18 protein-coding genes and 1 pseudogene are annotated in these 23,489 nt (G+C 51.4%); 16 read left to right on the top strand and 3 right to left on the bottom strand.

Annotated elements, in window-relative coordinates:
* Window positions 1–61: 61 nt before the first annotated feature.
* Genes BOC67_RS05170 through BOC67_RS05160 form a run of 3 tightly spaced genes read left to right on the top strand, consistent with a single transcriptional unit; the run spans window position 62 to window position 4,580 of the window.
* Window positions 62–1,033, top strand: a complete 972-nt coding sequence (locus tag BOC67_RS05170; RefSeq protein ID WP_291908035.1) for a FecR family protein — start codon at window positions 62–64, stop codon at window positions 1,031–1,033.
* A gap of 52 nt (window positions 1,034–1,085) precedes the next feature.
* On the top strand, window positions 1,086–3,719 hold the full coding sequence (locus BOC67_RS05165) for a TonB-dependent receptor (protein ID WP_291908033.1): 2,634 nt from the start codon (window positions 1,086–1,088) through the stop codon (window positions 3,717–3,719).
* Window positions 3,720–3,722: 3 nt separating this feature from the next.
* Window positions 3,723–4,580 carry a DUF4249 domain-containing protein gene (locus tag BOC67_RS05160; RefSeq protein WP_291908032.1) on the top strand — a complete coding sequence of 286 codons (858 nt, stop codon included), beginning with the start codon at window positions 3,723–3,725 and terminating at the stop codon, window positions 4,578–4,580.
* 42 nt (window positions 4,581–4,622) lie between these two features.
* Here BOC67_RS05160 and BOC67_RS05155 read toward each other — a convergent pair whose 3' ends face one another.
* Window positions 4,623–4,871: a hypothetical protein gene (locus BOC67_RS05155; protein ID WP_291908031.1), complete on the bottom strand. Its 249-nt coding sequence runs from the start codon at window positions 4,869–4,871 to the stop codon at window positions 4,623–4,625.
* A 261-nt stretch (window positions 4,872–5,132) separates the two neighbouring features.
* Between BOC67_RS05155 and BOC67_RS05150 the strand changes: the two genes are divergently transcribed.
* From BOC67_RS05150 to BOC67_RS05095, 12 genes are all read left to right on the top strand, one after another.
* On the top strand, window positions 5,133–6,542 hold the full coding sequence (locus BOC67_RS05150) for a glutamate decarboxylase (protein ID WP_291908030.1): 1,410 nt from the start codon (window positions 5,133–5,135) through the stop codon (window positions 6,540–6,542).
* Window positions 6,543–6,632: 90 nt separating this feature from the next.
* Window positions 6,633–8,072 (top strand): APC family permease, encoded by a 1,440-nt coding sequence (locus BOC67_RS05145; RefSeq protein WP_291908028.1) that lies wholly within the window; start codon window positions 6,633–6,635, stop codon window positions 8,070–8,072.
* A 17-nt stretch (window positions 8,073–8,089) separates the two neighbouring features.
* On the top strand, window positions 8,090–9,379 hold the full coding sequence (locus BOC67_RS05140; protein ID WP_291908027.1) for a DcaP family trimeric outer membrane transporter: 1,290 nt from the start codon (window positions 8,090–8,092) through the stop codon (window positions 9,377–9,379).
* Between the two features lie 10 nt (window positions 9,380–9,389).
* Window positions 9,390–10,412, top strand: coding sequence for a glutaminase A (gene glsA / locus BOC67_RS05135; RefSeq protein WP_291908024.1), 1,023 nt, complete (start codon window positions 9,390–9,392; stop codon window positions 10,410–10,412).
* 100 nt (window positions 10,413–10,512) lie between these two features.
* Complete coding sequence (locus tag BOC67_RS05130; protein ID WP_291908022.1) at window positions 10,513–11,460, top strand: DnaJ C-terminal domain-containing protein; 948 nt, start codon at window positions 10,513–10,515, stop codon at window positions 11,458–11,460.
* Window positions 11,453–11,800, top strand: coding sequence for a hypothetical protein (locus tag BOC67_RS05125; protein ID WP_291908020.1), 348 nt, complete (start codon window positions 11,453–11,455; stop codon window positions 11,798–11,800). The genes BOC67_RS05130 and BOC67_RS05125 overlap by 8 nt, the downstream gene beginning before the upstream one ends.
* Entirely contained in the window at window positions 11,797–13,221 is a 1,425-nt protein-coding gene (locus BOC67_RS05120; protein ID WP_291908019.1) for a DHA2 family efflux MFS transporter permease subunit, read from the top strand. The genes BOC67_RS05125 and BOC67_RS05120 overlap by 4 nt, the downstream gene beginning before the upstream one ends.
* Window positions 13,222–13,263: 42 nt before the next feature.
* Window positions 13,264–14,706, top strand: a complete 1,443-nt coding sequence (locus tag BOC67_RS05115; protein WP_291908017.1) for a hybrid sensor histidine kinase/response regulator — start codon at window positions 13,264–13,266, stop codon at window positions 14,704–14,706.
* Between the two features lie 327 nt (window positions 14,707–15,033).
* Complete coding sequence (locus BOC67_RS05110) at window positions 15,034–20,688, top strand: cadherin domain-containing protein (protein ID WP_291908015.1); 5,655 nt, start codon at window positions 15,034–15,036, stop codon at window positions 20,686–20,688.
* A 13-nt stretch (window positions 20,689–20,701) separates the two neighbouring features.
* Window positions 20,702–21,616 carry a PorP/SprF family type IX secretion system membrane protein gene (locus BOC67_RS05105; protein WP_291908014.1) on the top strand — a complete coding sequence of 305 codons (915 nt, stop codon included), beginning with the start codon at window positions 20,702–20,704 and terminating at the stop codon, window positions 21,614–21,616.
* Window positions 21,617–21,872: 256 nt separating this feature from the next.
* Window positions 21,873–22,103: a helix-turn-helix transcriptional regulator gene (locus BOC67_RS05100; protein WP_291908013.1), complete on the top strand. Its 231-nt coding sequence runs from the start codon at window positions 21,873–21,875 to the stop codon at window positions 22,101–22,103.
* A 221-nt stretch (window positions 22,104–22,324) separates the two neighbouring features.
* A complete protein-coding gene (locus BOC67_RS05095; RefSeq protein WP_291908011.1) occupies window positions 22,325–22,681 on the top strand; it encodes a helix-turn-helix transcriptional regulator in 357 nt (118 codons plus the stop codon).
* 3 nt (window positions 22,682–22,684) lie between these two features.
* Here BOC67_RS05095 and BOC67_RS05090 read toward each other — a convergent pair whose 3' ends face one another.
* On the bottom strand, window positions 22,685–22,915 hold the full coding sequence (locus tag BOC67_RS05090; protein ID WP_291908010.1) for a hypothetical protein: 231 nt from the start codon (window positions 22,913–22,915) through the stop codon (window positions 22,685–22,687).
* 99 nt (window positions 22,916–23,014) lie between these two features.
* Here BOC67_RS05090 and BOC67_RS25375 point away from each other — a divergent pair.
* Window positions 23,015–23,224: pseudogene (locus BOC67_RS25375) on the top strand (helix-turn-helix domain-containing protein); the annotation flags it as partial.
* Between the two features lie 24 nt (window positions 23,225–23,248).
* On the opposite strand, the gene BOC67_RS05085 reads toward BOC67_RS25375, so the two are convergent.
* On the bottom strand, window positions 23,249–23,464 hold the full coding sequence (locus tag BOC67_RS05085; protein ID WP_291908008.1) for a hypothetical protein: 216 nt from the start codon (window positions 23,462–23,464) through the stop codon (window positions 23,249–23,251).
* Window positions 23,465–23,489 lie beyond the last annotated feature (25 nt).

The raw sequence follows: 23,489 nt of genomic DNA, 5'->3' as shown, positions 1-23,489 counted from the left end.
CCCTTTTGAGCCGCGTCATCTATCCGGGTCATTTTTTATAAAACAACGCATACACTGTATAATGATACCATCGTTCTCTGACGAAGCACTATATACCCTGCTCTGCAAATATCTGCTGGATGAAGCGGACGGGGAAGAACGTGCCTGGGTCGATAACTGGCTTACAGCGCATGCGGACAACCGGCAACTGCTGGAGGCGCTCAAAAAAGTGCTGGATACTGCTGCTGCACAGCAATACACTATCCAGACTAATACCGACACCTCCTGGCAACAGCTGTACCAGCAGATGGACGTGCCGGAAACAGCGGCCCGGCTACAACCGGCCAGGAGCTTCTCCTGGAAGACGTTCCTGAAAGCGGCCGCCGTACTGCTGCTCATCATTTGCGCGGGCGCCTGGTACCTGGCTACCCGGCCGGCAGAAAAATTTACCGGCCCCCTGCAGGCTACCCTGCTGGACGGCAGTAAGATTGAACTGAAAGGAAAAGCCTCCACCCTCAAGGTGGCCAAAGGCTTCAACGATAATAACCGAAAGGTTACACTGAAAGGCAGCGCCGCCTTCGACGTAGCCGCCAACCCCGGCCAGCCCTTCATCGTAGCGCTCGGCCGCACGGAAGTGAAAGTCCTGGGAACGCGGTTTACCGTCAACTATGTACCCGATAGCGCTATCCTGGAAGTGCATGTTAGCAGCGGTAAGGTAATGGTCATCGATCATGCCCGGGCCGATAGCGTAGTCCTCACCGAAGGGATGCTCCTCCAACAGGATGCAGCCCGCCAGGATTTCCGCGTGGCCGCCCATATCATTGACCCGGTGCAGAAAGCGCTCGTATTCGAAAACGTGCCGCTGGAAGAAGTGCTGCAAACCATCACCGTCCTTTACGACGTCCGGATCGTGGTGGAAGATACCGCCCTGCTGAAGCTTACAGTGAAAACAAACCTTACCGGAGCCGATATCAACGATGTCATGAAATCCCTGGCACTCAGCCTCAACGCTGAATGGGAACAGACAGGCCCCCGGCAATATCGCCTGAAATAAAGGCGCTGTTATCACTATAATCTGTTAAACATACTTTTAATTTAGTAATACTATGTCGTTGACCGGAAGACTGCTGACGGCGCTCTTTTTATTGAGCATGCCGCTGCAGGTTCTGGGTTGGGATTGGCAAACGAAGGTGACGGTAGTAGTGCAGCACCAATCTCTGCAAACCGTATGCGAGCTGCTGGAAAAAAACTATGGCATCCATTTTTCTTATAGCCGCGACCTTGTCAATTTATCCAGGAAAGTAACGCTGACTGTCCATAACAAACGCCTGAAAACGGTGCTGGAAGAGCTATTTGCACCGGATGATATCAAGTTTACCCGCGTGGGCGACCTCCTCGTACTCCTGCCCAATAACCGGACGACCCGCACCATCAACGGCTATGTAAAGGACGCCGCTACGGGGGAGCGGCTCCCGGGCGCCACCATCTGGTCGCCCACCTTAAAACAGGGCACCGTTACCAATCAATACGGCTTCTTCAGCTTCACCACCACCAAGGATACCAGCAGCGTCGTCGTGTCGTTCGTAGGCTATCAGCCACAGTGGCGGCAGTTTCCCAAGGGCGACAGGACGATTGAAATTTCCCTGGAATCCACCACCCACCTCAAAGAGGTGGTAGTTACCGGCGCGGAAAGCAATAACCTCCAAAACCAAACGCAAATGAGTAAGGTCAACATCTCCTCCGCCGCAGTGAATAAAACGCCCCGGCTGCTTGGCGACGCGGACCTGATCCGTACCCTGCAGGCTATTCCCGGAGTGAGCGGTGGGATGGACGGCGTTTCCGGCCTGCATGTGAGGGGTGGCAGCCCTGATCAAAACCTGATCCTGCTGGATGGCTCCCCCATCTTTAACTTCTCGCACTTCTTCGGCATCTTTTCCCTGATCAACCCGGATGTGGTGAAGTCCACAGACCTGTATAAAGGCGCGTTCCCGGCACGTTTCGGCGGGCGACTCTCCTCCGTGGTAGACATCACCCTCAAGGACGGGGATATGAAGAATTTCCACGGCGATGCGGCCATTGGCCTCATCAGTACCAAGTTTGACCTGGAAGGCCCCATTATAAAAGATAAAACCTCCTTTATCGTTTCCGCCCGCAGATCCTACCCGGACCTGGTGTATAATTCCCTGCTCCGCCTGGAAGATGATGAAAAGAATAAAGCGGAACTATCCGCTTACTTTTACGATATCAATGCGAAGCTGAATCATATTTTTTCCCCGAAGGACCGGCTGTACCTGAGTTTTTATACCGGGGAAGATAAGATGAACCTGCAGCTGGACTCTGCCAGCCTCCCTGATACTGCGCGCATCAATATGCTTTCCAGCGGGTTTGATGTGAGCTGGGGCAATACCATCGGCGCGCTGCGATGGAACCACATTTACGGCCCCAAACTGTTTTCCAATATCAGCCTCAATTATTCTTCCTACGCTTTCAGTACCAAAATAGGCTACAGGTACATAGTGCCGGCAGCTAATGAACTGATTGACCAGGTAGGCTCCTATCGCTCCCGGATGGAGATTGCCGGCATCCGTGCGGATTTTGACTACCGCCCTTCCCCGCAGCACGGGCTCAGGTTCGGAACGGCGGTGAATATGCACGACTTCAAACCTTCCATGTCCTCCTTCGCGGATAAGACAGGATCAGTCACGCCGCTGGATACCATTGCGAATGGCCCGCAGAATACCGCAGCGGAAATGCTGCTCTACGTGGAGGACGACTGGCAGCTGACGCCTTCCTTATTTGTAAATGCCGGCCTGCATGCCTCGGGTTTCCTTGTGTCCGGGAAGTTGTATCACAGCCTGCAGCCCCGGTTGGGCCTGCGTTACATGCTTCCTCAGCAATGGGCGTTCAAGGTGGCTTATACGCAGATGAATCAGTATGTACACCTGCTGTCCAACTACGGCACATCGCTGCCAACGGACATCTGGGTGCCGGCTACCGACCGGGTGGCGCCTATGTCGTCCCGGCAGATCGCCCTGGGCATCGCTAAAACCACGAACCGGCAGGTCTATGAGTTTACCCTGGAAGGTTATTACAAGAATATGCATAACATGATCGAGCTCCGGGACCCAATCGGTTTTATCACGCCTGACCTGCTCCGCTGGGAGGATCAGGTGAGCATAGGCCGTGGCTGGAGCTATGGCGGCGAAGCCATGATCGCCAGAAAAAAAGGAAAGACCACCGGGTGGATCGGCTATACGTTATCCTGGAGTACCAGGCGTTTTGCGGGTATCAACGGGGGGAAGATATTCCCTTATAAATACGATCACCGGCATGATATAGAAGTGGTGTTCAACCAGGTATTGGGTAAGAACTGGGATTTCTCCGCTTCGTGGCGGTTTACTACCGGCGCGCCGCTAACGTTGCCGGTGGCCAGTTATGAAGGGATAGAAACAGGTTCGCCCTGGGACCCTGTATCCGGCCCGGGTACGGGTATCGACAGGTACGACAGCCGGTATAATTACCGTGCGGAAAATTCGCACCGGCTGGACATTGGCATTAACTGGACGAAGCAAAAGTCCAAATGGAGCCGCACGTGGAACTTCAGTATCATTAACGTCTACAACCATAAAAATCCTTTTTATTACTATGTTAAAAGGGATGATGAAGCTAAGCAGCGCTATCTCTCCAAAGTAGTGATACTGCCTGTTTTGCCAAGTGTGACCTATTCGGTTAAATTTTAGTTTATGAAGCAGCTGTTATTTTTCATATATACGTTCGCGTTAGTATTCATCTTGTCTTCCTGTGAAAAAAAAGTGAACATCCAAATCGCCTATGAAGGGGATAAGTTGGTCATGAACACCTTTATGCAGCCGGACAGCCTGATATACGTGAGGGTGACCCGCAGCGTGCCGGTAAGCGTATATGACGAAAGCGCTTTTAAAGAAGAAACAGCCGCACAGGTCAGCATCGCGGCCAGCGATGGCGCCACGCTGCCAACAACCTTACAGACGATTGCCGGCCGTAAATACTTTGTTTCCGCCTTGCCTGCAAAAGCAGGGCTGCAATATCAAATTACCGCCGCCAGCGCCGGTTTGGAAACAGTTGCAGCAAAGGATACCCTGCCGCCGGCGCCACAGGCCAGGGAAGGTTATGCGCAAAAGAATTCCACGAGGATAAAGTTTATCCTGAATGATCGTCCCGGCCTGGGCGACTACTACCGCCTGCGGGTATTTACCGTGGAAAGCGGCGCTCCCCAAAAAGCCCTGCTGTTCCGCCTGGACCCGGCGTTTAACAATAACCTGATCGACATCATCTCCAACGGTAACAGTACCAGTCTTGTTATGGACGACAGCCGTTTTGACGGGCGCGAACTCACCTTTGTTTTACAGACAGAGGCTCCCCTCACCCAAACAGATAGCCTGATGGTAGAAGTCACCGCGCTAACGCGCAATGCATGGTCGTACCTGCGCACCGTTGCGCTGCAGCAAGGGAATGCCGGGGTTATTGTGTCAGAACCGGTAAGAGTGTTTTCTAATGTTAAAAATGGCTATGGCATAGTTGCTGGCATAAATACTAAAAGGCTGATTTTTAAAGTTGACTAAAAATTGTGGTAAGCGGTAGTTGGTTAACCAAACACCAGCACCTCACTCCTCCTCCCGCTGCTGCAACGCCTCCTGAATAGCATTCGCCATCTGTACCGACTGGCTGATTATCACCCGCTGCAAATTTTTCTGCGCCCGCGGCGACAACGTGGCCGCTGCCGGAAAATGCGCTGCTACAAGGTCATTGGCGGCAGTAACCAGACCATCCTGTACATGTACTATCCTTAATTGCTCTTCCATTGACTGCTGAAAATCTTGTGAAAAAGGATCTAATACCTCATCCCAATCCATGTGAATACAAAATTACTTTCCGCTATAACGCCTGAGGTTGAATTTAGTTGAACCACGAACTAATTTTTTCAAAAAAAAATATGCAGTCAGCTACATTTTATTGTGTATGAACATTTTCGGGATACATGTGTTCTCTTAGTCAGCATGTCATCGTTGTTAAATGCTAGTAATTGTTGCAACACTGTCCTATCCCCCCTAAGATGACGCTGCTATGAAAACCAGAGAACCTGCAATTATAACTCCTAATCAAAACGGTTAATTATGCCCTTACAGATTTTAAAACACCAGCAAAATGGGACGGACAAACCCATTCTCGGAGAAGATATTTACACTTCTCCCTACATGCGGGAAGGGATAGAGCTGCACAAAATGCCGGAGCACTCCCACCTCCCTGAAAACGTGTATGCGCTCCTGAAAGACGAACTGCTGCTGGACGGAAACTCCAAACAAAACCTGGCCACCTTTTGCCAGACCTGGATGGATGAGGAAGTGCATAAGCTGATGGATGACTGTATAGACAAAAACATGATCGATAAAGATGAATATCCCCAAACCGCCGCTATTGAAGCGCGTTGCGTAAGCATCCTGGCGGACCTGTGGAATTCCCCGGCGGCAGCTACCACCATTGGCTGCAGTACAACCGGTTCCTCCGAAGCAGCCATGCTGGGCGGCCTCGCGCTGAAATGGCAATGGCGGAAAAAACGCAAAGCCGCCGGCAAGGACGACTCCAAACCCAACCTGATCTGCGGCGCCGTGCAAATATGCTGGCATAAATTCGCACGCTACTTCGATGTGGAGCTGAGGGAAATACCCCTGGAACCCGGCAAACTCACCATGCAACCCGAGGACGTCATCAGTCGTATCGATGAAAATACCATCGGCGTAGTACCCACGCTGGGCGTTACTTTCACCTGTATGTATGAAGATGTGAAGAAGATCAATGACGCCCTGGATAAACACCAGAAAGAAACCGGTCTGGATATACCCATCCATGTGGATGCGGCCAGCGGCGCGTTTATCGCCCCTTTCATCACGCCTGACCTGCAGTGGGATTTCCGGTTGCCGCGCGTAAAATCCATCAACGCCTCCGGCCATAAATACGGCCTTTCGCCGCTGGGAGTGGGCTGGGTGGTATGGCGCGACCGCAGCGATCTCCCGGAAGATCTCATCTTCAACGTTAATTACCTCGGCGGCAACATGCCCACGTTTGCCCTCAACTTCTCCCGCCCCGGCGGCCAGATCATCGCCCAGTACTACAACTTCCTGCGACTGGGAAGAGAAGGCTACAAGCGGATCATGGAAACGAATATGTCGCACGCACAATATATCGCCGATGCCGTAAAGGAAATCGGTTTGTTTGAGCTTTTTTACGATGGTCGTGGTGGTTTGCCGGGCGTATCCTGGCGGATCAAAGAGGGTCTGAATCCTGGTTTCTCCCTATATGATTTGAGTGATCGTTTACGCATGCGCGGATGGCAGATTGCCGCTTATCCGCTGCCGTCCAACATGGGCGACGTAGTGATTCAGCGCGTGCTCGTAAGGCACGGCTTCAGCAGGGACATGGCAGACCTGTTGATCAACGATATCAAACGCGCGATCGACTACTTCAGGAAACACCCGATTTCCGTGCCCCTCACCCGGGAAGAAGCCGGTGGTTATGCACATAACTGATGAAAAGCTTATGCTGGCAGTTAGTAACAATCCGCAGCGGTTTGTTATTGGCTGCCAGCGTTTTTTAACGCATTCAAATTGTTTCTGAAAATGGCTGCAACTCCATCCAGCAAAATAACATATGTGAGCCTGGCCCTGATGACCGCTGCCGCGGTGATCAGCTTGCGCGGACTGCCCATGATGGCGAAAGAGGAACTGACCATGTTCTTTTACATCGGCTTCGCCACCTTCTTATACCTCATACCAGCCTCGCTGGTGGCTGCCGAACTGGGTAGCGCCTTTAGTAACAAAGGCGGAGGCGTGTACACCTGGATCAAGGCGGCCTACGGCTCCCGGCCCGGGTTCCTCGCCATCTGGCTGCAATGGATCCAAAACGTCGTTTGGTACCCTACAGTGCTGGCGTTTGCAGCCGCCTGTATCGGCTACACCATCGGTAAGCCGGAACTGGCCAACAACGGTACTTTCGTTGGCGCTTTCTCTATCATCATCTACTGGCTGGCAACGCTGCTGGCTTTCAAAGGCACCGATATTATCAGCAAGGTTACCAGCTACGGCTTTGTGGTGGGTACCGTTATTCCCGGCGTGGTCATAATCCTCATTGCATTGGTGTATATTTTTAGGGGAGAAGAGATACAGTTTCTTCATCCACAGGAAAACGTAACCAGTATAGTAAAAGACGTTGGGGGAAAGCTGCATCCACGCCTCTTCCCGTTTATCAGCGGTGTCGGTGATATTGCGTTTCTCGCAGGTATCCTCCTGCTGTTTGCCGGCGTGGAAGTACATGCGGTGCATGCGCAGGAGCTGGATAACCCGCAGAAGGATTTCCCTAAATCCGTATTGCTGGCAGGTATCATCATCTTCGCGCTGTTTACCTTCGGTTCCCTCGCCGTAGCCACTGTGCTGCCGTACGACCAGATAGACCTGCAGGCCGGCCTGATGGAAGCTTTCCGGGTAATATTCGCGAAGGTGGGAATTCCCTGGGCAACGAGCGTAATCGGTATCCTCGCGGCATTTGGCGTATTGGCCGGCGTTACCTCCTGGATATCCGGCCCCAGCCGCGGCCTGTTGTGGACGGCGAAGGAAGGCGTGCTGCCGGCTTTCTGGTCTAAGACGAACGCCAACGGCGTACAGGTAAATATCCTCACGGTGCAGGGTTGTATCGTTACCATCCTCTCTTCGCTGTATTTCTTTATGGATAATGTAAGCGTGGCCTTCTTCCTCCTCAGCGCCCTGACCATCGGGTTGTACCTCATCATGTACCTGATGATGTATGCAGCCGGTATCAAACTGCGTTATACGGAACCGGATCTGCCAAGGACTTACAAAGTACCCGGCGGCAATGCAGGCATGTGGTTCTTTGCGGGAATAGGTTTCGTCGCAACGCTGTTTTCTTTTGTCGTGGCATTTTTCCCCCCAACCCAATTGCCGGTGGGTAGCCCGGCCTCGTATGTGGCGATGGTGGCAGGAGGCACCGTGATATTTGTCGCGATTCCGCTGCTCATAGCCAAAACGCCTCACACTCATCTCTAAAAAAATAAAACAGCATTATGGGTAAATACCTTCGGTTAACGGGGAGTATTTTTTTCCTCAGCATAATCGGGTTGCTGGCGGCCGGCCCCCTGTGGGCGCAGGTAGATACGGACAGCCTCCTGCGCAGGATAGACAGCCTGGAAGCCAAAGTGGACCGGATACAAAACAGGAACATCCGCCTGCTGCCGCAGAACCGCTCCCAGACGAGAAGCGCGCTGGAATCCGGCAGGTACGGCGGTTTTGTGGTGGCGGACCTGAATAACACCAAACTCACGATCGGCGGTTTTATACAAGCTGATTTTATTTACGATTTCAAACAGCCGGGGAATACCCAGGCATTTGTACCCGCCAGCATCCCCGTCAACAACGCCGCCAGGGGCAACACCGCCTTTTCGCCCAGGCAAACCAGGCTCACCATCGGTTCGGAATCGGATACTAAGCTGGGCAAGCTGAAAACGATCCTGGAATTCGACCTCTTTAACCCCGATGGTACTTCCGTACCACGGCTCCGCCACGCCTGGGGAGAGGTGGGCAGATGGGGCGCAGGCCAGTACTGGTCCGGCTTTATGGATATCGACGTGTTCCCCAATACGCTGGACTACGAAGGCCCCAACGCCATGGTGTTTGTAAGGCAAATACAGGTCAGGTACACACAGCCGCTCTCCCGCAAATCCTCCCTGGCGTTTTCCCTGGAAAACCCCGGCAGCGATGTGAAATACCCGGTGGACTCCGGCCTGTCATCCCGCACCCTGTACCCCGATTTCGTTACGCAGTTCCGCTGCAATTTCACCGAAGGCAGTCATATCCAGTTGGCAGGGCTGCTGCATCCCATCTCCAGCCAGACGGCCGCAGACGTTACTTCCACTGAGATCGGCTGGGGCGTAAACCTCACAGGTACGGTGGAGGTGAGCAAACGCAGCAAGGATAATTTCGTTTACCAGGCCACGTATGGCGAAGGCATTGCCCGCTACTTCAACGACCTCGGCGGCGGTGGTTACGATGCGGTCGTTAAAAGTAAAACGGCGCTCCAAACCATTCCGGTAATGGCGGTGATGGGCTTTTACGACCACTGGTGGAGCGATAAGCTCAGCACGTCCCTGGGGTATGGTTACCTGAAGCTGGATAACCGGCCATGGCAGCCGGTTACCGACTTTAAATCCTCTCAGTATGGCGTGGTGAACCTCCTGTATTACCCTTCCTCGTTTGTGAAATTCGGCCTGGAATATCTCTATGGCAAACATATCACGATCGATAACCAGAGCGGCGATAACAGCCGGCTCCAGCTATCAATGATGTACAAATTTTAAAACACTCCTTATGAAAAGCATGTACACCCTCGCCTGCGCATGGATATGTTTACTGCTGCACACCGGCAGTTTGATGGCGCAGAAAGATAAGCCCGGACTAACGGAAGCGAATATCCGTGCAGCCATGAACGAGGCTTATGAAAAATTCAAAAATGCTCCCGGCGGCGCCAACGCCAACTACATACCCTTCCTCGCGGATGTGGACCCCAACCTGTACGGCATCGCCGTATGCACGGCCGACGGGAAAATTTACGAAGTGGGAGATACGAAGTATGAGTTTGGTATTGAATCTATTTCAAAAGTTTTCGTACTGGCGCTGGCCATGCAGGACAACGGCCAGCAAGCCATTGAGGACAGCATTGGCGTTAATGCTACCGGCATGCCTTTCAACTCCGTACTGGCGGTAGAGTTAGAGCCCGCCCGCGCCGTAAACCCGCTCGTCAACGCCGGCGCCATGGCTACCAACAGCTTTGTAAAAGCGCCGGATAAGGCTGCAAAATGGGCAAAAATTGATGCGATTTTTGCCAAATTTGCAGGCCGCCGACTACCTGTCATAGAAAAGCTCTATCAGTCGGAAACCGCTACCAACCAGCATAACCGGGCAATCGCCTGGTTGTTGTATTCATATGGCAGGTTTTATGATGATGTAGATATGTCCGTGGACCTTTACACGAAAGCATGTTCCTATGGCACCAGCGCCAAAGACCTGGCCGTGATGGCAGGCACCCTTGCCAACAACGGCGTCAACCCGGTAACAAAGGAAAAAGTCATCCACCCCGATTTCTGTCCGAAAATACTGGCCAATATGATTACGGAGGGTTTGTATGACGCTACCGGCGACTGGGTGTACCATACCGGCGTGCCCGGTAAAAGCGGCGTTGGCGGCGGCTTAATCGCCGTTGTTCCCGGTAAGCTCGCAATAGCCGTATTTGCCCCGCCGCTGGACAAAGCAGGCAACAGCGTGAAAGGTCAACTCACGGTGAAATATATGGTTGATAAATTAGGTCTGAACTTGTTGGATGGAAGGAATTGAGATTTTATGACCGTGTGTACAGCACTGCCGGGTAAAACATCCCGCCATAAAAATCCGTAATTTCATAGAACAAGTTCATACCATAACAAGTTTTATAATTATGGATGTAAAAGACTACTATAAAATCCTGGGCGTAGACAAAAATGCAACAGCAGACCAGATCAAGAAAGCCTACAGAAAACTGGCGGTGAAATATCACCCCGATAAGAATCCCGACAACAAAGCCGCTGAGGATAAGTTTAAAGAAATCAATGAAGCCTATGAAGTGTTGAGCGATAGTGAAAAGCGCAAAAAGTATGACCAGTTCGGTGAAAACTACAAGTATTATGAACAGCACGGCGGCCGTCCGGAAGACTTTGACTGGTCCCAGTTTGGCGGTGGCGGCGGAGGTGGTCATACCTACACTTACCAGGGCAATATGGACGATATGTTTGGCGGCGGAAGCGGACAGTTTTCCGACTTCTTCGAACAGTTGTTCGGTAGCCGCTTTTCCGGCGGTGGCCGCCGGCAGCAGCAACGCACAAGCCGCGGCCGGGATGTACAGGCCACTATGGAGGTGAGCCTCGCCGATGCCTACAACGGCGCTACCCGCCAGGTGGAAGTAAATGGCAGCAGATTGAATATAAAGCTCAAACCGGGCCTTTATGAAGGCCAGGTGATACGGTTGAAGGGGAAAGGCTCCCCGGGCCGCCAGGGAGGCGAAAACGGGGATTTGCTGATCACCATACAGCTGGCACCTCATCCGGGATATGAACTGAAAGGACAGGACCTGTATGCCGACGTGGCCATCCCCCTCTACACCGCCGTGCTGGGCGGCAAAATTACCGTGCCTACACCGGGGACTGCCTTAAGCATGAATATCCCGGCCGGTACGGATAGTGGCAAGGTTTTTCGGCTGAAAGGAAAAGGGATGCCGGCATACGACAACAAAGGCAACGCCGGCGATCTCTACATTAAAGCGGTGGTACATATCCCCACCAACCTGTCGCAAAAAGAAAAAGAACTGTTTCAGCAACTTTCACAACTAAATGAGAATGGTAATGCTTAAACTATTTGATTATCTCGAAGATATTGCCGCTACGGAAAGGATTTCGCAACTGCGGAATCCGCCGTTGCTGTACACCGCCAGCGAAATCCTCAAAGAGCTGGGCTATGAAGAGCCGGCCATGGCGCAGGAACCGCTGGACCGCGCCATGCACGCCTGCGCAGCGCTGAACATACCGGTAAACTTCAACTTCCGGAAAATATACTGCTTTAAAGACGGGGAGATGGTCACCGACTGGCAACTCTCCGAGCTGGCATCGTATCTGTTTATGATCAACTGCAATCCACTGAACCCGGTGGTTGCAAAAGCGCAACTGATTTTCATGATGAAAGATAAAGTATGAGAGATGTAAACCGGACGGGAATATTGATTGTGATCATTATGGGAACTATCATGGCCGGGATAGATTCCAGTATTGTCAATATATCCCTTCCCGTTATGAGCCGGCAGTTCAACTGTACGCTCGATGAAATCGAATGGGTCATCACCGTGTACATGCTCAGCTTCTCCGTACTGATGCCGCTCACCAACTGGCTCAAAAACCGGATCGGCTTCTTTAACCTCTACCTCGGCGCCATTTCCCTGTTTACCATAGGCTCGCTGTTCTGCGCGCTCTCCAACGACCTGCCCAGTTTATTGGTCGCCCGTGTGGTGCAGGCCCTCGGCGGCGGCGCCATGGCGCCTACCAGCATGGCCATTATTTCCTACGTGTTTCCCGCCCGGGTACGCGGTACCATATTGGGCTGGTGGGGGCTCGGCAACCTCGTAGGCCCGGCCATAGGCCCAACGCTGGGTGGTATCCTCACAGAACATTTCGGCTGGCCTTCCATTTTTTATATCAATCTGCCCATCGGCGTACTCACCGTGGTGATGGCGTTTAAATACCTCGGCATCTTGAAGAAGCAGGCTAAAATCAAACTGCCCTTCGATCTCGCGGGATTTACCACGCTGACCATCTTCCTCGTGGGTTTGCAGTATGGTATCGCCAAAGCCGAAAGAGTGGGCTTATCATCTCCCCAAATCATCATTACCCTCGTAATCGCTTTCATTTCCCTTATCGCGTTCATCATTATAGACCGCCGGGTGAAAGCGCCCATTATAGATTTGAAGCTGTTAAAAAATTACGCATTCGTCAGTTGCATCCTGGTCACCATCTCCCGCGCAGCGGCCTTGTTTGGAGGCTTGTTCCTGATGCCGTTTTTACTGCAGGAGCAAATGGGATTTTCCGAAGGCATGTCCGGCCTGCTCATACTGCCCAACTCTGTGTTTATGGCGGCGCTGATGCCTTTTGCCGGCAAGTGGTCCGACAGGCATGGCAGCCGGGAAATTTCCATGGCCGGCCTGGTGCTGCTGGCCGCCTCCATGTTCCTCTTTGCCCGCCTCGATGCCGGCAGCTCAGTGCGGAGCGTAATCATCACCATGACGATCCGCGGCCTCGGGATGGGGTTGCTCCTCGCGCCCCTGAACTCCGCCACCATCAGCGCCGTACGCCCGCCGGAAGTAACCATGGCATCCAGTATCAGCACCCTGATGCAGCAGGTAGGCGGCGCCCTCGGCATCGCCATGCTGGCCATTATTACGCAGGGCGCTTATAACGGCCATGTACTCAACGGCGTATCCAATATGCAGGCCCACCACCTCGCCTTAAAACAAGGCTTCCATATTTCCATGATCATCCTGCTCGTAACCCTGGTACCTGCCTGGTTCATGCCCCGCAGAAACATCGTCCGTAAGGACGATGAGGCAGCGCACATCGATACTTAGGAACAATATTTGACTGCATGTCAGAAAAAACTACCTTTAAGAATGGCCAACACAGGAATGAAGCGCATTTTAATGATCGATGATGACGAAGATGATTTCTTTCTCGTAAATGCACTGCTGCAGGATATTTCGCCTGACCAGTACCTGTTGGAATGGGCATCCTCCTACCAAAAAGGCATTATCGCCATTGAATCCATGCAGCATGATTTATACCTGGTTGACTACCGCCTGGGTGGTTACACCGGTATCGATGTGTTGAAGCATTTTCGCCAATTGGGGATTAATGCCCCCGTTATTTTGTTTACCGGCAAAGGAGATTACCGTATAGATAAAGAGGCCATGGAAGCCGGCGCCTCCGACTATCTCGTGAAGTCGGAAATCAACGCCGCCCTGTTGGAAAGAGCCATCCGGTACACGCTTGATAAGTATGCGCACCTCAGCGCCATCGCCAACAGTGAAAAACGTTACTTCAGTATTTTCGAAAAATCCAATGACCTGATCGTGCTGGTGGATAAAGACCAGCGCATCATCGCTGCTAATCCCGCCGCATTGCGGCTGCTCGGCTACGATGATGTTGACCTCTACAGCTTTCACCTCAAAGACCTGTTTGCGGACGAAAATGAAGGCCGCAATTTTGCAGCGCAGCCCCTGTCCGAATTCAACACCCAGCATAAGGAATACCTTTTCCGCAGCAGGCAAAACCAGCTGCTGGAAGTAACCATGAGCGTATCCCTCCTCGATGAAAAGAAGGACTTATACCTCTGCCTGATACAGGATGTGACCGCGCAAAAACAAAAAGCCAGGGAAAAACAACAACATGAAAAGTTTGCGATCACAGGCCGCATCGCGCGGGTAGTAGCCCACGAAGTACGGAACCCGCTGACAAATATCCTGCTGGCTACCAGCCAGTTGAAGATGGAACCGGTAGCCGAAACGGAAGAAGCGCAGCTGTACCTGGATATCATGGAGCGCAACTGCACGCGCATCAACCAGCTCGTAACGGAGCTGCTGCAATCCACTAAAATGGTGGAACTGAATATGCAGGAGCAAAACCTCCATAGCATGATAGACAAAGCGGTGCAGATGGCTGCGGATAGAATGCAGTTGCACAACGTGCGCCTGGTGTATAAGCCGGGAGCTGTATCGCCGCTGATCCTGGCGGACGAAGAGAAGTTACTCATCGCACTGCTGAATATTATCATCAACGGTATCGAAGCCATGGAGCCGGGCAAAGGCGTCCTGGAAATAGAAACATCCTCGGATAACAATAAAGTCGTACTTCGTATAACCGACAACGGTAGTGGTATTTCTGCCGAAAACCTGGGTAAATTATTCGAACCATTTTTCACCAGCAAAACGAAAGGCACCGGCTTGGGCCTTACCGCCACCCAAAATATTATCCTGAACCACAAGGGGACAATTAACGTGGAATCCACGCCAGGAGAGGGAACCAGCTTCTTTGTAACCTTCCCTTTGCGATCCTGACCCGAAAAAAAAATTAAATTTGCGAAAATAAACTGCTATCTTTCCGCCCGGATTATACCTACTTCATTTTAGCCACCCTACCGAAAAGCTGCGAATCGCATTGCCTGCAGCAGATAATCGATCGCTTTACTACATCAAAATCAATTATTTAAGTACTACCAATACATACAGCTTATCCCTGTATCTATATTGGCTATTCATCCGACTATGCACCACTTTAACGTACATCGTCAGAGAAACAGCTTTTTGATTTCTCTTGTTTTACTCCTACTAACCTTTTTTGCAGCATCGGCCAACGCGCGTACTGCGCCCCTCAAAGCGGCTTCAGTGCCGGTTATTAGCAGTGTGCAGGTACCTGCATCCGGCTCTTACAAAAAAAATGATAAGCTCACCTTTACGGTGACGTTTAACAGCGTCGTGCGCATCACGGCCGTGTCGCGCATTGCGCTGACGATCAACGGGCAAACGCATTACGCCGTCAACGAATCCGCCGCAGATGCCGCCGTACAGAAATTCAGCTATGTAATCAGCAATGGAGATGACCTCAGCAACGGTACCATCTATTTTGATAACAAGCTGGAAATCGCATCCGGCCTGATACGCGACGTAGCCTCGGGCGATTACCTGGACCAGGGATTTGTACCCCTGCCCGCCGGTACGCCTGCCAGCGCTGCCAATATGAATGTGGACGGAACGCCGCCCGTGCCGGACGTTTTCCGGCTCACCGGCCCTAAGGACGTTGCGGTAAGCGTGCCTTCCCTGTCGTTCACCATCCGCTTCTCTGAAAAGGTAACCAACGTTACCAAAGCGGGATGGGTAGCTACCGGCACCACGAAAGTGACCTACAGCGATTATAATGTAGTTATGAATCCTGACCAGCAAACAGGATTGATCACTTTTCTGAATGTTACCAACCTGGATCACCGCGATTCCGGGATGCTTGGCGTAACGCTGCTCCCCGGCCCCAGCGGCATTAAGGACCTGGCCGGCAACCCGCTGGAAGTAAGCGGGGTAAGCGATTCCTATTATATGGAGAAGGCTACGCTCACCGCGCCTGTTCCCACTATTGCGGTAGTTGGCGGCAAAACCAGGGTGAATGGGCCTTTTACGGTGAATGTAGTGTTTGATAAAACAGTGCTGCCGGCCACATTCGATCCGTCTAAACTGGCGGTGACCAATGCTACTGCAGTGTTCACCGGTAATCCGTCCGTGGGCGTATATAAATACGAAATTACGCCTGCCGCTACGCCCGCATCCGGCGCGATTTCCGTACAGCTGCTGGCGGGTGCAATAAAAGGTGAAACGAACCTGGATAACCTTGCATCGAATGAGCTGATCGTAAGCTATGACCTGATCCGGCCCACCGTGTTGAGTATTGCGCCGTCTGCCAATAGCACGCTGCAACAGTTTGAAGCGGTGGTGACTTTCAGCGAACCCGTGTCCGGACTGAGTCCTACAGGCCTCCTGGGTACCAATGGCACGGTCAGCATTACCGAACTGGCGCCTAATAATGGTACGGTATATAAAATTTCTTTTGTTCCTGTGGGGCCTACGGCCGAGATTAACCTCAGCGTTATGGAAAATGCCGCGTTCGATGAATACGGAAACGGTAACATTGGTCGATCCGCCCCGCCGTTCCTTTATGATGTCGAAGCTCCTAAACCCATTGCCCTGGCGCCGCTGACCACTTCGCCGACCAACCTGAATACAGGCGCGTTCCTGCTGACTTTCAGCGAGGAAGTAACCGCGCCGGCGCCAACAGATTTTGCGACTTACGTAACCGGTACAGTAAACAGTGCAACGGTTTCAAATATAGTACGGCTTTCTCCTTCCTCCTTCCGCCTGGAGTTGAATGGTATCACCGGCGATGGCAACTTGTCCCTCGCCCTGCTGTCCACTGCTGATGTACGCGACAATGCCGGTAACAAAATCAGCATGGGCATCAGCAGTACCGCCATCACCTATGATCATACGCCGCCGGTGCTTACATTGCCCGCCGGTGGCGGGGCATATGGCGCGCCGTTTACCATCACTTATACGTTCAATGAGGCAGTAGTCCCTGGCGACCCTGCCGCGTTCAGCTTTACGAACGCTTCACAGGGCGCGCTCGCCAAAGTGGATGATCAGCATTATACAGCGCTGGTGACGCCCGGCGCAACCGGTAACTTCAGTGTAACGGTGAACCCCGCTGCGTTTTATGACAAGGCCGGAAATCCGCTCTCCGCCGCGGCTACATTCACCGCGGTATTCAACAATGAAGTGCCGCAACCGGAGCTGACGAAAGTGGACGGGTACACATCGCCGTTTACAATCAACATACACTTCTCCACACCAATATACGGCGCCATTTCAGCAGCGAGCTTTGTTACCACCAATGTACAGGGCATTACATTGACGCAATTGAGTAACCAGGATTACCAGTTGAAGGTGAACCCTGCCACGCCCGGCGTGGTGAGCGTGTACCTTAAAGGAAATATAGTACAGAGCATCACCGGCATCCCCAATGCCGTTTCCAATACAGTTACCTGGACCTATGATCCGGCGCCTTTTAATATCGTGCTCTCCGGACCGTCCGTTGCATTGAACAGCTTTGATGTGGACGTAGTAGGCAGTAAAGCCATGGACCCTGTAACAGCTGGTATATTCACCGTTTCAAACGGCACGGTAACCGGCGTGCAGAAATTATCCGATACGCATTATAAGCTCACCATAGCTCCTGCTGCCAGTGGCTCCGTAACGGTTCAATTACCCGCCGGACAATTATCCGATGCGGTAGGCCGCCCTAACAGCGCCAGTAACGTGCTGACGGTAATGGCTACTATCAACAGCGCTCCGACCGATATTACGCTGACCCCTTCCGCCGTGGATGAAAATGCCCCGGCAGGTACCGTGGTAGGCGTACTGGGCGCTACTGACCCGGACGCTGGTAATACCTTTACTTTTGAAATCACCGGCGGGCCGGATATGGGCAGCTTTGAAATCAACACGGCAGGGCAGCTGCTCACCAAAGCGGTGTTTGATTATGAAACCAAAAATCAATATCGTATAACCGTTAAGGTTACTGATAATAACGGCGCTACCTTTAGCAGGGACCTTGTTATCAACGTAAATAACGTAAATGAAGCGCCAACGGACATCCTGCTGAATAATACCAGCATTGATGAAAACAAGCCCACAGGTACGCCTGTGGCCAATGTAACGGGAGCGGACCCTGACAATGATGTACTCAGCTTTTCATTGGTAAATACCCTTGATGCAGCCAGCTTTACACTCGGAACGGACAACATCCTGAGAACAGCGGCCGTATTCGACTACGAATCAAAACAGACGTACACGATCCGTATCCGCGCACAGGATGCCCATGGCCTTTACATAGAGAAGGACTTTACCATCCACGTGCAAAACGTGAATGAAAGTCCGGCTGATATCTCCCTGGATAATAATACCGTAGATGAAAATAAACCTGCCGGTACCCTGGTAGGAACATTTACCGTACAGGATCCGGACAATTTCACGTTTGTCCTGCAACTCGTACCCGGCGCGGATGCCAGCCTGTTTACCATTGACGGGTACCAGCTGAAGACCGCAGCCGCTTTTGACTACGAAACAAAAAATACCTACACGATCCGTGTCCGCGCAGTGGATGGCGAAGGACTTGATGTGGAGAAAGATTTCACCATCCACGTGAAGAACGTCAACGAGGCGCCATCCGATCTCTCCCTATCCAATAACACTATTGGGGAAAACGCGGCGGTAAACACAGTCGTAGGCACGTTATCCACCACGGATGTGGACGGGGGCGATACCTTTACCTATACGCTGGCCGCCGGCGGCGATAACGATGCCTTCCAGGTAACAGGCAACCAGCTGGTAACAAAACAGACATTTGACAGAACGGTAAAATCCACCTACACGATCAGTGTAACAACAACAGATGCCGGTGGATTGAGCTTTACCAAACAACTGACGATACAGGTGGTACATGTGCCGCTTGCCCCAACAGATGTGGCATTGTCCGCCAACAGCATAGAGGAGAACAAGCCGGTGAATACGCTGATCGGCGCCTTTAGCGCTACAGATGCCAATGCAAATGAAACCTTTACCTATACGCTGCTGCCTGGCCTGGATGCGGACAGCTTCCTGATCGTGAACGATAAGCTGTACAATAAAGTAGTGTTCGATTACGAAAAAGGACATACCTACTCCATTAAGGTACAGGTGAAGGATGCGGACGGACTGACAAATGAGAAAGTATTTACCATCACGGTAACAAATGTTAATGAAGCGCCGGTAGACGTTGCCCTGAGTAATAACAAGGTGGCGGAAAACGAAGCGGTTGGTACAACGGTAGGCGCCTTATCCGGAGCAGACCCGGATGCAGGCGATGTGCTGACCTTCAGTTTTGGCGGTGGCGCAGATGATGCTGCTTTTGATATCAACGGTACTACGCTGGTTACCAAAGCTGTATTTGACTACGAAACCAAACAGCAATACCACATTAAAATTAAAGTGACCGATGCCGCAGGCCTGAGTTATACCAAGGACTTCGTGATCCAGGTGACCAATGTAAACGAGGCGCCGGTGGACTTTTCGCTGGACAATACCAGCATCGCTGAAATGAAACCTGTAGGCACAGTAGTAGGCAACCTGACGGCAACGGATCCGGATGCAAATGACAGCTTTACCTGGACCATTACAGGCGGGGCCGACCAGGCGAAATTCAGCATCTCCGGTAACCAGGTGTTGGTAAATGCGCAACTGGATTATACGCAACAGCAAAATTACACGATTCGTGTACGCGTCACCGATGCCGGCGGCTTATGGATAGAGAAAGAGGTGACTATCACCGTTACCGCTGTCAATGCAGCGCCTACTAACATCTCCCTGGATAAAAATACTATCCTGGAAAATGCGCCCGCAGGCACGGTAATAGGTACCCTGAGCGCTACTGACCCGGATGCGGGAGATGTATTGACTTTCGCTTTTGCAGGCGGAGCGGACGACGCTAAGTTCAGGATCAATGCAGCTAACCAGCTCCTGTCCGATGCGGTATTTGATTATGAACAGAAAAACAGTTATACCGTTCGTGTACGCGTCACCGATAAACGCGGATTAACGTTGGAGAAAGACCTGACGGTTTCCGTGGTGGATGTAAACGAGGCGCCTACCATTGATGCGGTGACCAAACAAATAGTGTGCGATGGCCATCAGGCGCAGGAAATACGTATTACAGGCCTGAGCGCGGGGCCGGAAAAAGGACAGGCGATTACCATTGTGGCTACCAGCTCGCAAGACTTCTTTACCGACCTGACAACCCGCGATAATAAGGATGGTACCGGCGCAGTACGATTTACCTTAAAGGATAAAACCAAAGGCAGCACCACCATTACAGTATTGGTGCGGGATGATGGCGGCGTAGCTAACGGCGGTGTGGACCAGGTGGCTATTACGTTTGAGCTGCTGGTAAATGAATTGCCGGATGTGCAGGTGGTGAGCGACAAACCCAACCCGGTACCCGCGGGCAGTGTGGTGAAGCTGACCGCAAGCGGCGGCGTGAGCTACGAATGGGGCGACGGCGCATACATCATCGACGGCAGGAACACCCCGGTGCTGACGCTGAAGCCGGAGGCCACCAGTGTGTACCTCGTTACGGTTACTAACGCTAACGGCTGTACGGTAACTACCGATTACAAAGTAGAAGTGCGCGGCGAGGTGCAGGTGGAAGCAGCCAACCTGCTGACGCCAAACGGGGACGGCATTAACGACCGCTGGGTGGTGAAAAACATTGGCAGGTACCTGAATAATGAGGTGAAAATCTTTGACCGTGCCGGCAGAATGGTGTACGCCCGTAAAGGATACAATAACGAGTGGGATGGTAAGGTGAACGGGCAGCGGCTGGCGGAAGGAACCTACTATTATATCCTTGACCTGGGCAACGGCAGCCGCCTGAAAGGCTTTATTACCATTATTCACGAACACTAAACAGATTGATCAGATGTTACATAAATTTCTCAGCGTTGTTGCAATCCTGGTATTGTTAGCCTATGCGCCGCTGGTGCAGGGGCAGGGATGGTCCAAAGGAACGGCGCCGCTGCAACCCCTGGGCAGCCAGTATTTTCAGAACCAATACCTCGCCAATCCTGCGATGGCAGGTATTGATACAGGGCTGCATGTAAATCTTTCCTACAGGGGCCAGTGGAACGATGTACCCGGCTCCCCGGTAACGAAAGCCGGCACGGCGGATTATTATGTAGGCAACAGGGTGGGCGCAGGTTTAAATATTTTCAACGACAAAGCGGGGTTAATCAACCGTACTAAAATCGCGATGACCTATGCCTACCACCTGCCTTTAAACGCAACGGGGAAAGACCAGCTGCACTTCGGTTTATCCCTCGGGATCAACAGCGAGCGGCTGGATAAATCAGCCATTGTAGGGGAAGTGACAGATCCGGGCATCGGTGCATTTAACCGCCGCGACAATTACTTCGAGGTGGATTACGGTATGGCTTACACCAATGGGAGCCTTACCCTGCAGGCGGCTATGCCTAACATCATGAATAACCTCCGCAAACAGGAAGATCAAACGATTGACGCCACCACCTTTTTTGCCGCTGCTGCCTATAGGATACGGCTGAGCGATGCAGTGCCTTATGTAGAGCCAAAAGTATGCTACAGGGGCGTCCGCGGCTATGACGACCTGGTGGACATCGGGGCAAACCTGGTGCTGGCGAATGAGTACCTGAATGTATTCGGAATGTATCATACGAGCAGGAACTGTACCATCGGCGCAGGATTTAATTATCGTTCCATTGCGGGATTCCAGGTAATGTACACGACACAAACGTCAGGACTGAAAAACTATTCCAGCGGAGTGCTGGAAGTAGGCCTGGTCCTACATGTTTTAAAATAACTCTATTTGTGAAAACCCACTATTTTCAGGCAGTCGCGCCCTCCGCGACTGCCTCTTTTTTTTATCATGATTCCATACTATTTTGCTAACTTCGAATCTCGAAATGTTACCCAACTTTAGATTTTGAGAATATTTCTTGCATATTAATTCTCCCATGTAGCTTACTGAGATATAACCATTTACGCATATAGTTTTAACGAACTAGTGCTGTTGTGCCCGTCTAATCGTGCGTATTCAAGGTATATTTCGAGTTTTAATGCCGGAGAAGAACCCACATATCATCAAAGCTTTTGGCGCCAACCTCAAAAAACTGAGATTGGCGCGCAAACTCACGCAGGTAGAAGTGGCTTTTGAAGCGGATATGGAACCCAGTTATATGACCCGCCTGGAAAATGGCAAAACGGATCCCAGTTTAAGTACCGTGTACGCCCTGGCGGATGCATTACGCGTATCGCCGAAGGAGCTGTTGCCGGACCTGCCGGAGTAGTAGTTGTTTTTGGATGGACATCCATTGTTGTAGTTACAATCAGGATTGCATTTTGATCATGCATGGTTAACCGTGAAAAATTTTTTCTAATCCTTGCAATTTAAATTTTCCATTTTTTCATATTATAAATCGATGTTAATTAATGAATTATATATATAGTACGATAGTGCTAGCAATATAGTACATGAACTACAAAACAACACGGCTTTATATTGCCGGCCATGTCAAAATACCAGGAAGAACTACTCAATTTCGCTTATAATGTGGAAGCAGCCCGCAATAAAATGGGCTGGACGCAGGCAGATCTTGCCGGTGAAATGGAGGCAGTGGAGTCGTATTTGAACAAAATCCTGAATGCCCGCCGTTACCCCGGGTTTAACATGATACACCGGATTGCAGAGGCATTGAAGATGCCCGCCAGCGATTTATTAAAACGTGTCGCCAGCGAAGAAGAATTGCGCCTTTTCAGGGAGCAACTGGAGGAAAAACACCGCAGGAACCTGGAAAGGAAAAAGCAGGAAAAGGCTGCTGCCCGCCGTGAGAAGCCTGCACCTCCAAGAAATAAAAAACAATTGTAGTTATTACTGTTCGTAGCACGTAACGTAGTACGGCATTGGTTGCGTACCTTGTTGCTCGTGAATGGATTTAATGGTTCCGTCTATTTCCAACTGTTGCCTGTAACCGGTTTTAGGGAAGTATTCGGGTTTAACTGTGAGTGTCACGGTGACAAGGGATATCGCATTTTGATCCAATGCTGCTAATTCTGAGAGGAATTTTCCAATTATTACATTTAACATCTCGTCTTTTTCCATGCTTTTTTGATATGAATATAAGCTTTTTACATATAAAGTACAAAAGTGCTAGTACTATTGTGCTTGAACTATAATCCAGTGCGGGTCTATCTTGCCTGCATGTTTAAATACACAGAGGAACTGATAATCTTTGCATATAATGCTGACGCCGCGCGAATAGCCAAGGGGTGGACGCAGGCCGTATTTGCATATGAGGTGGGAGTAGAACCTGCGTATCTGAACAAAATTCTCAATGCACGCCGGCAACCGGGGTTTGATATGATCCACCGCATTGCGGAAGCGCTGGGAGTACGGGCAGGAGATTTGTTGAATGACGTCCCGCCCGAAAAAGATTTACTCCATTTCAAGGAGCTTCTGTCGGAGAAGCATCTGCGAAACCAGGAACGAAGAAACAAGGAAGTAGGCACTGGCAAGCATCATCAGCCCAAGTCCGCCAAGACCAAGCCTAAAGAAGGTCTTAATGCCAATAAGTGAGTTTGTACTGGCTACAAATGCGCTCAGCGCGATGAGGATGCCGAGGGCTGCGGCAACGATAGCGATTTTTTTCATAAATCTATGGTTAGGATAGTAATAC

Origin of the sequence: Chitinophaga sp. CB10, from assembly GCA_001870995.2 — a bacterium.
Lineage (GTDB): Bacteria > Bacteroidota > Bacteroidia > Chitinophagales > Chitinophagaceae > Chitinophaga.
Note: the sequence above shows the minus strand (reverse complement) of the source record. Positions and strands in the feature narration are given on the sequence as shown.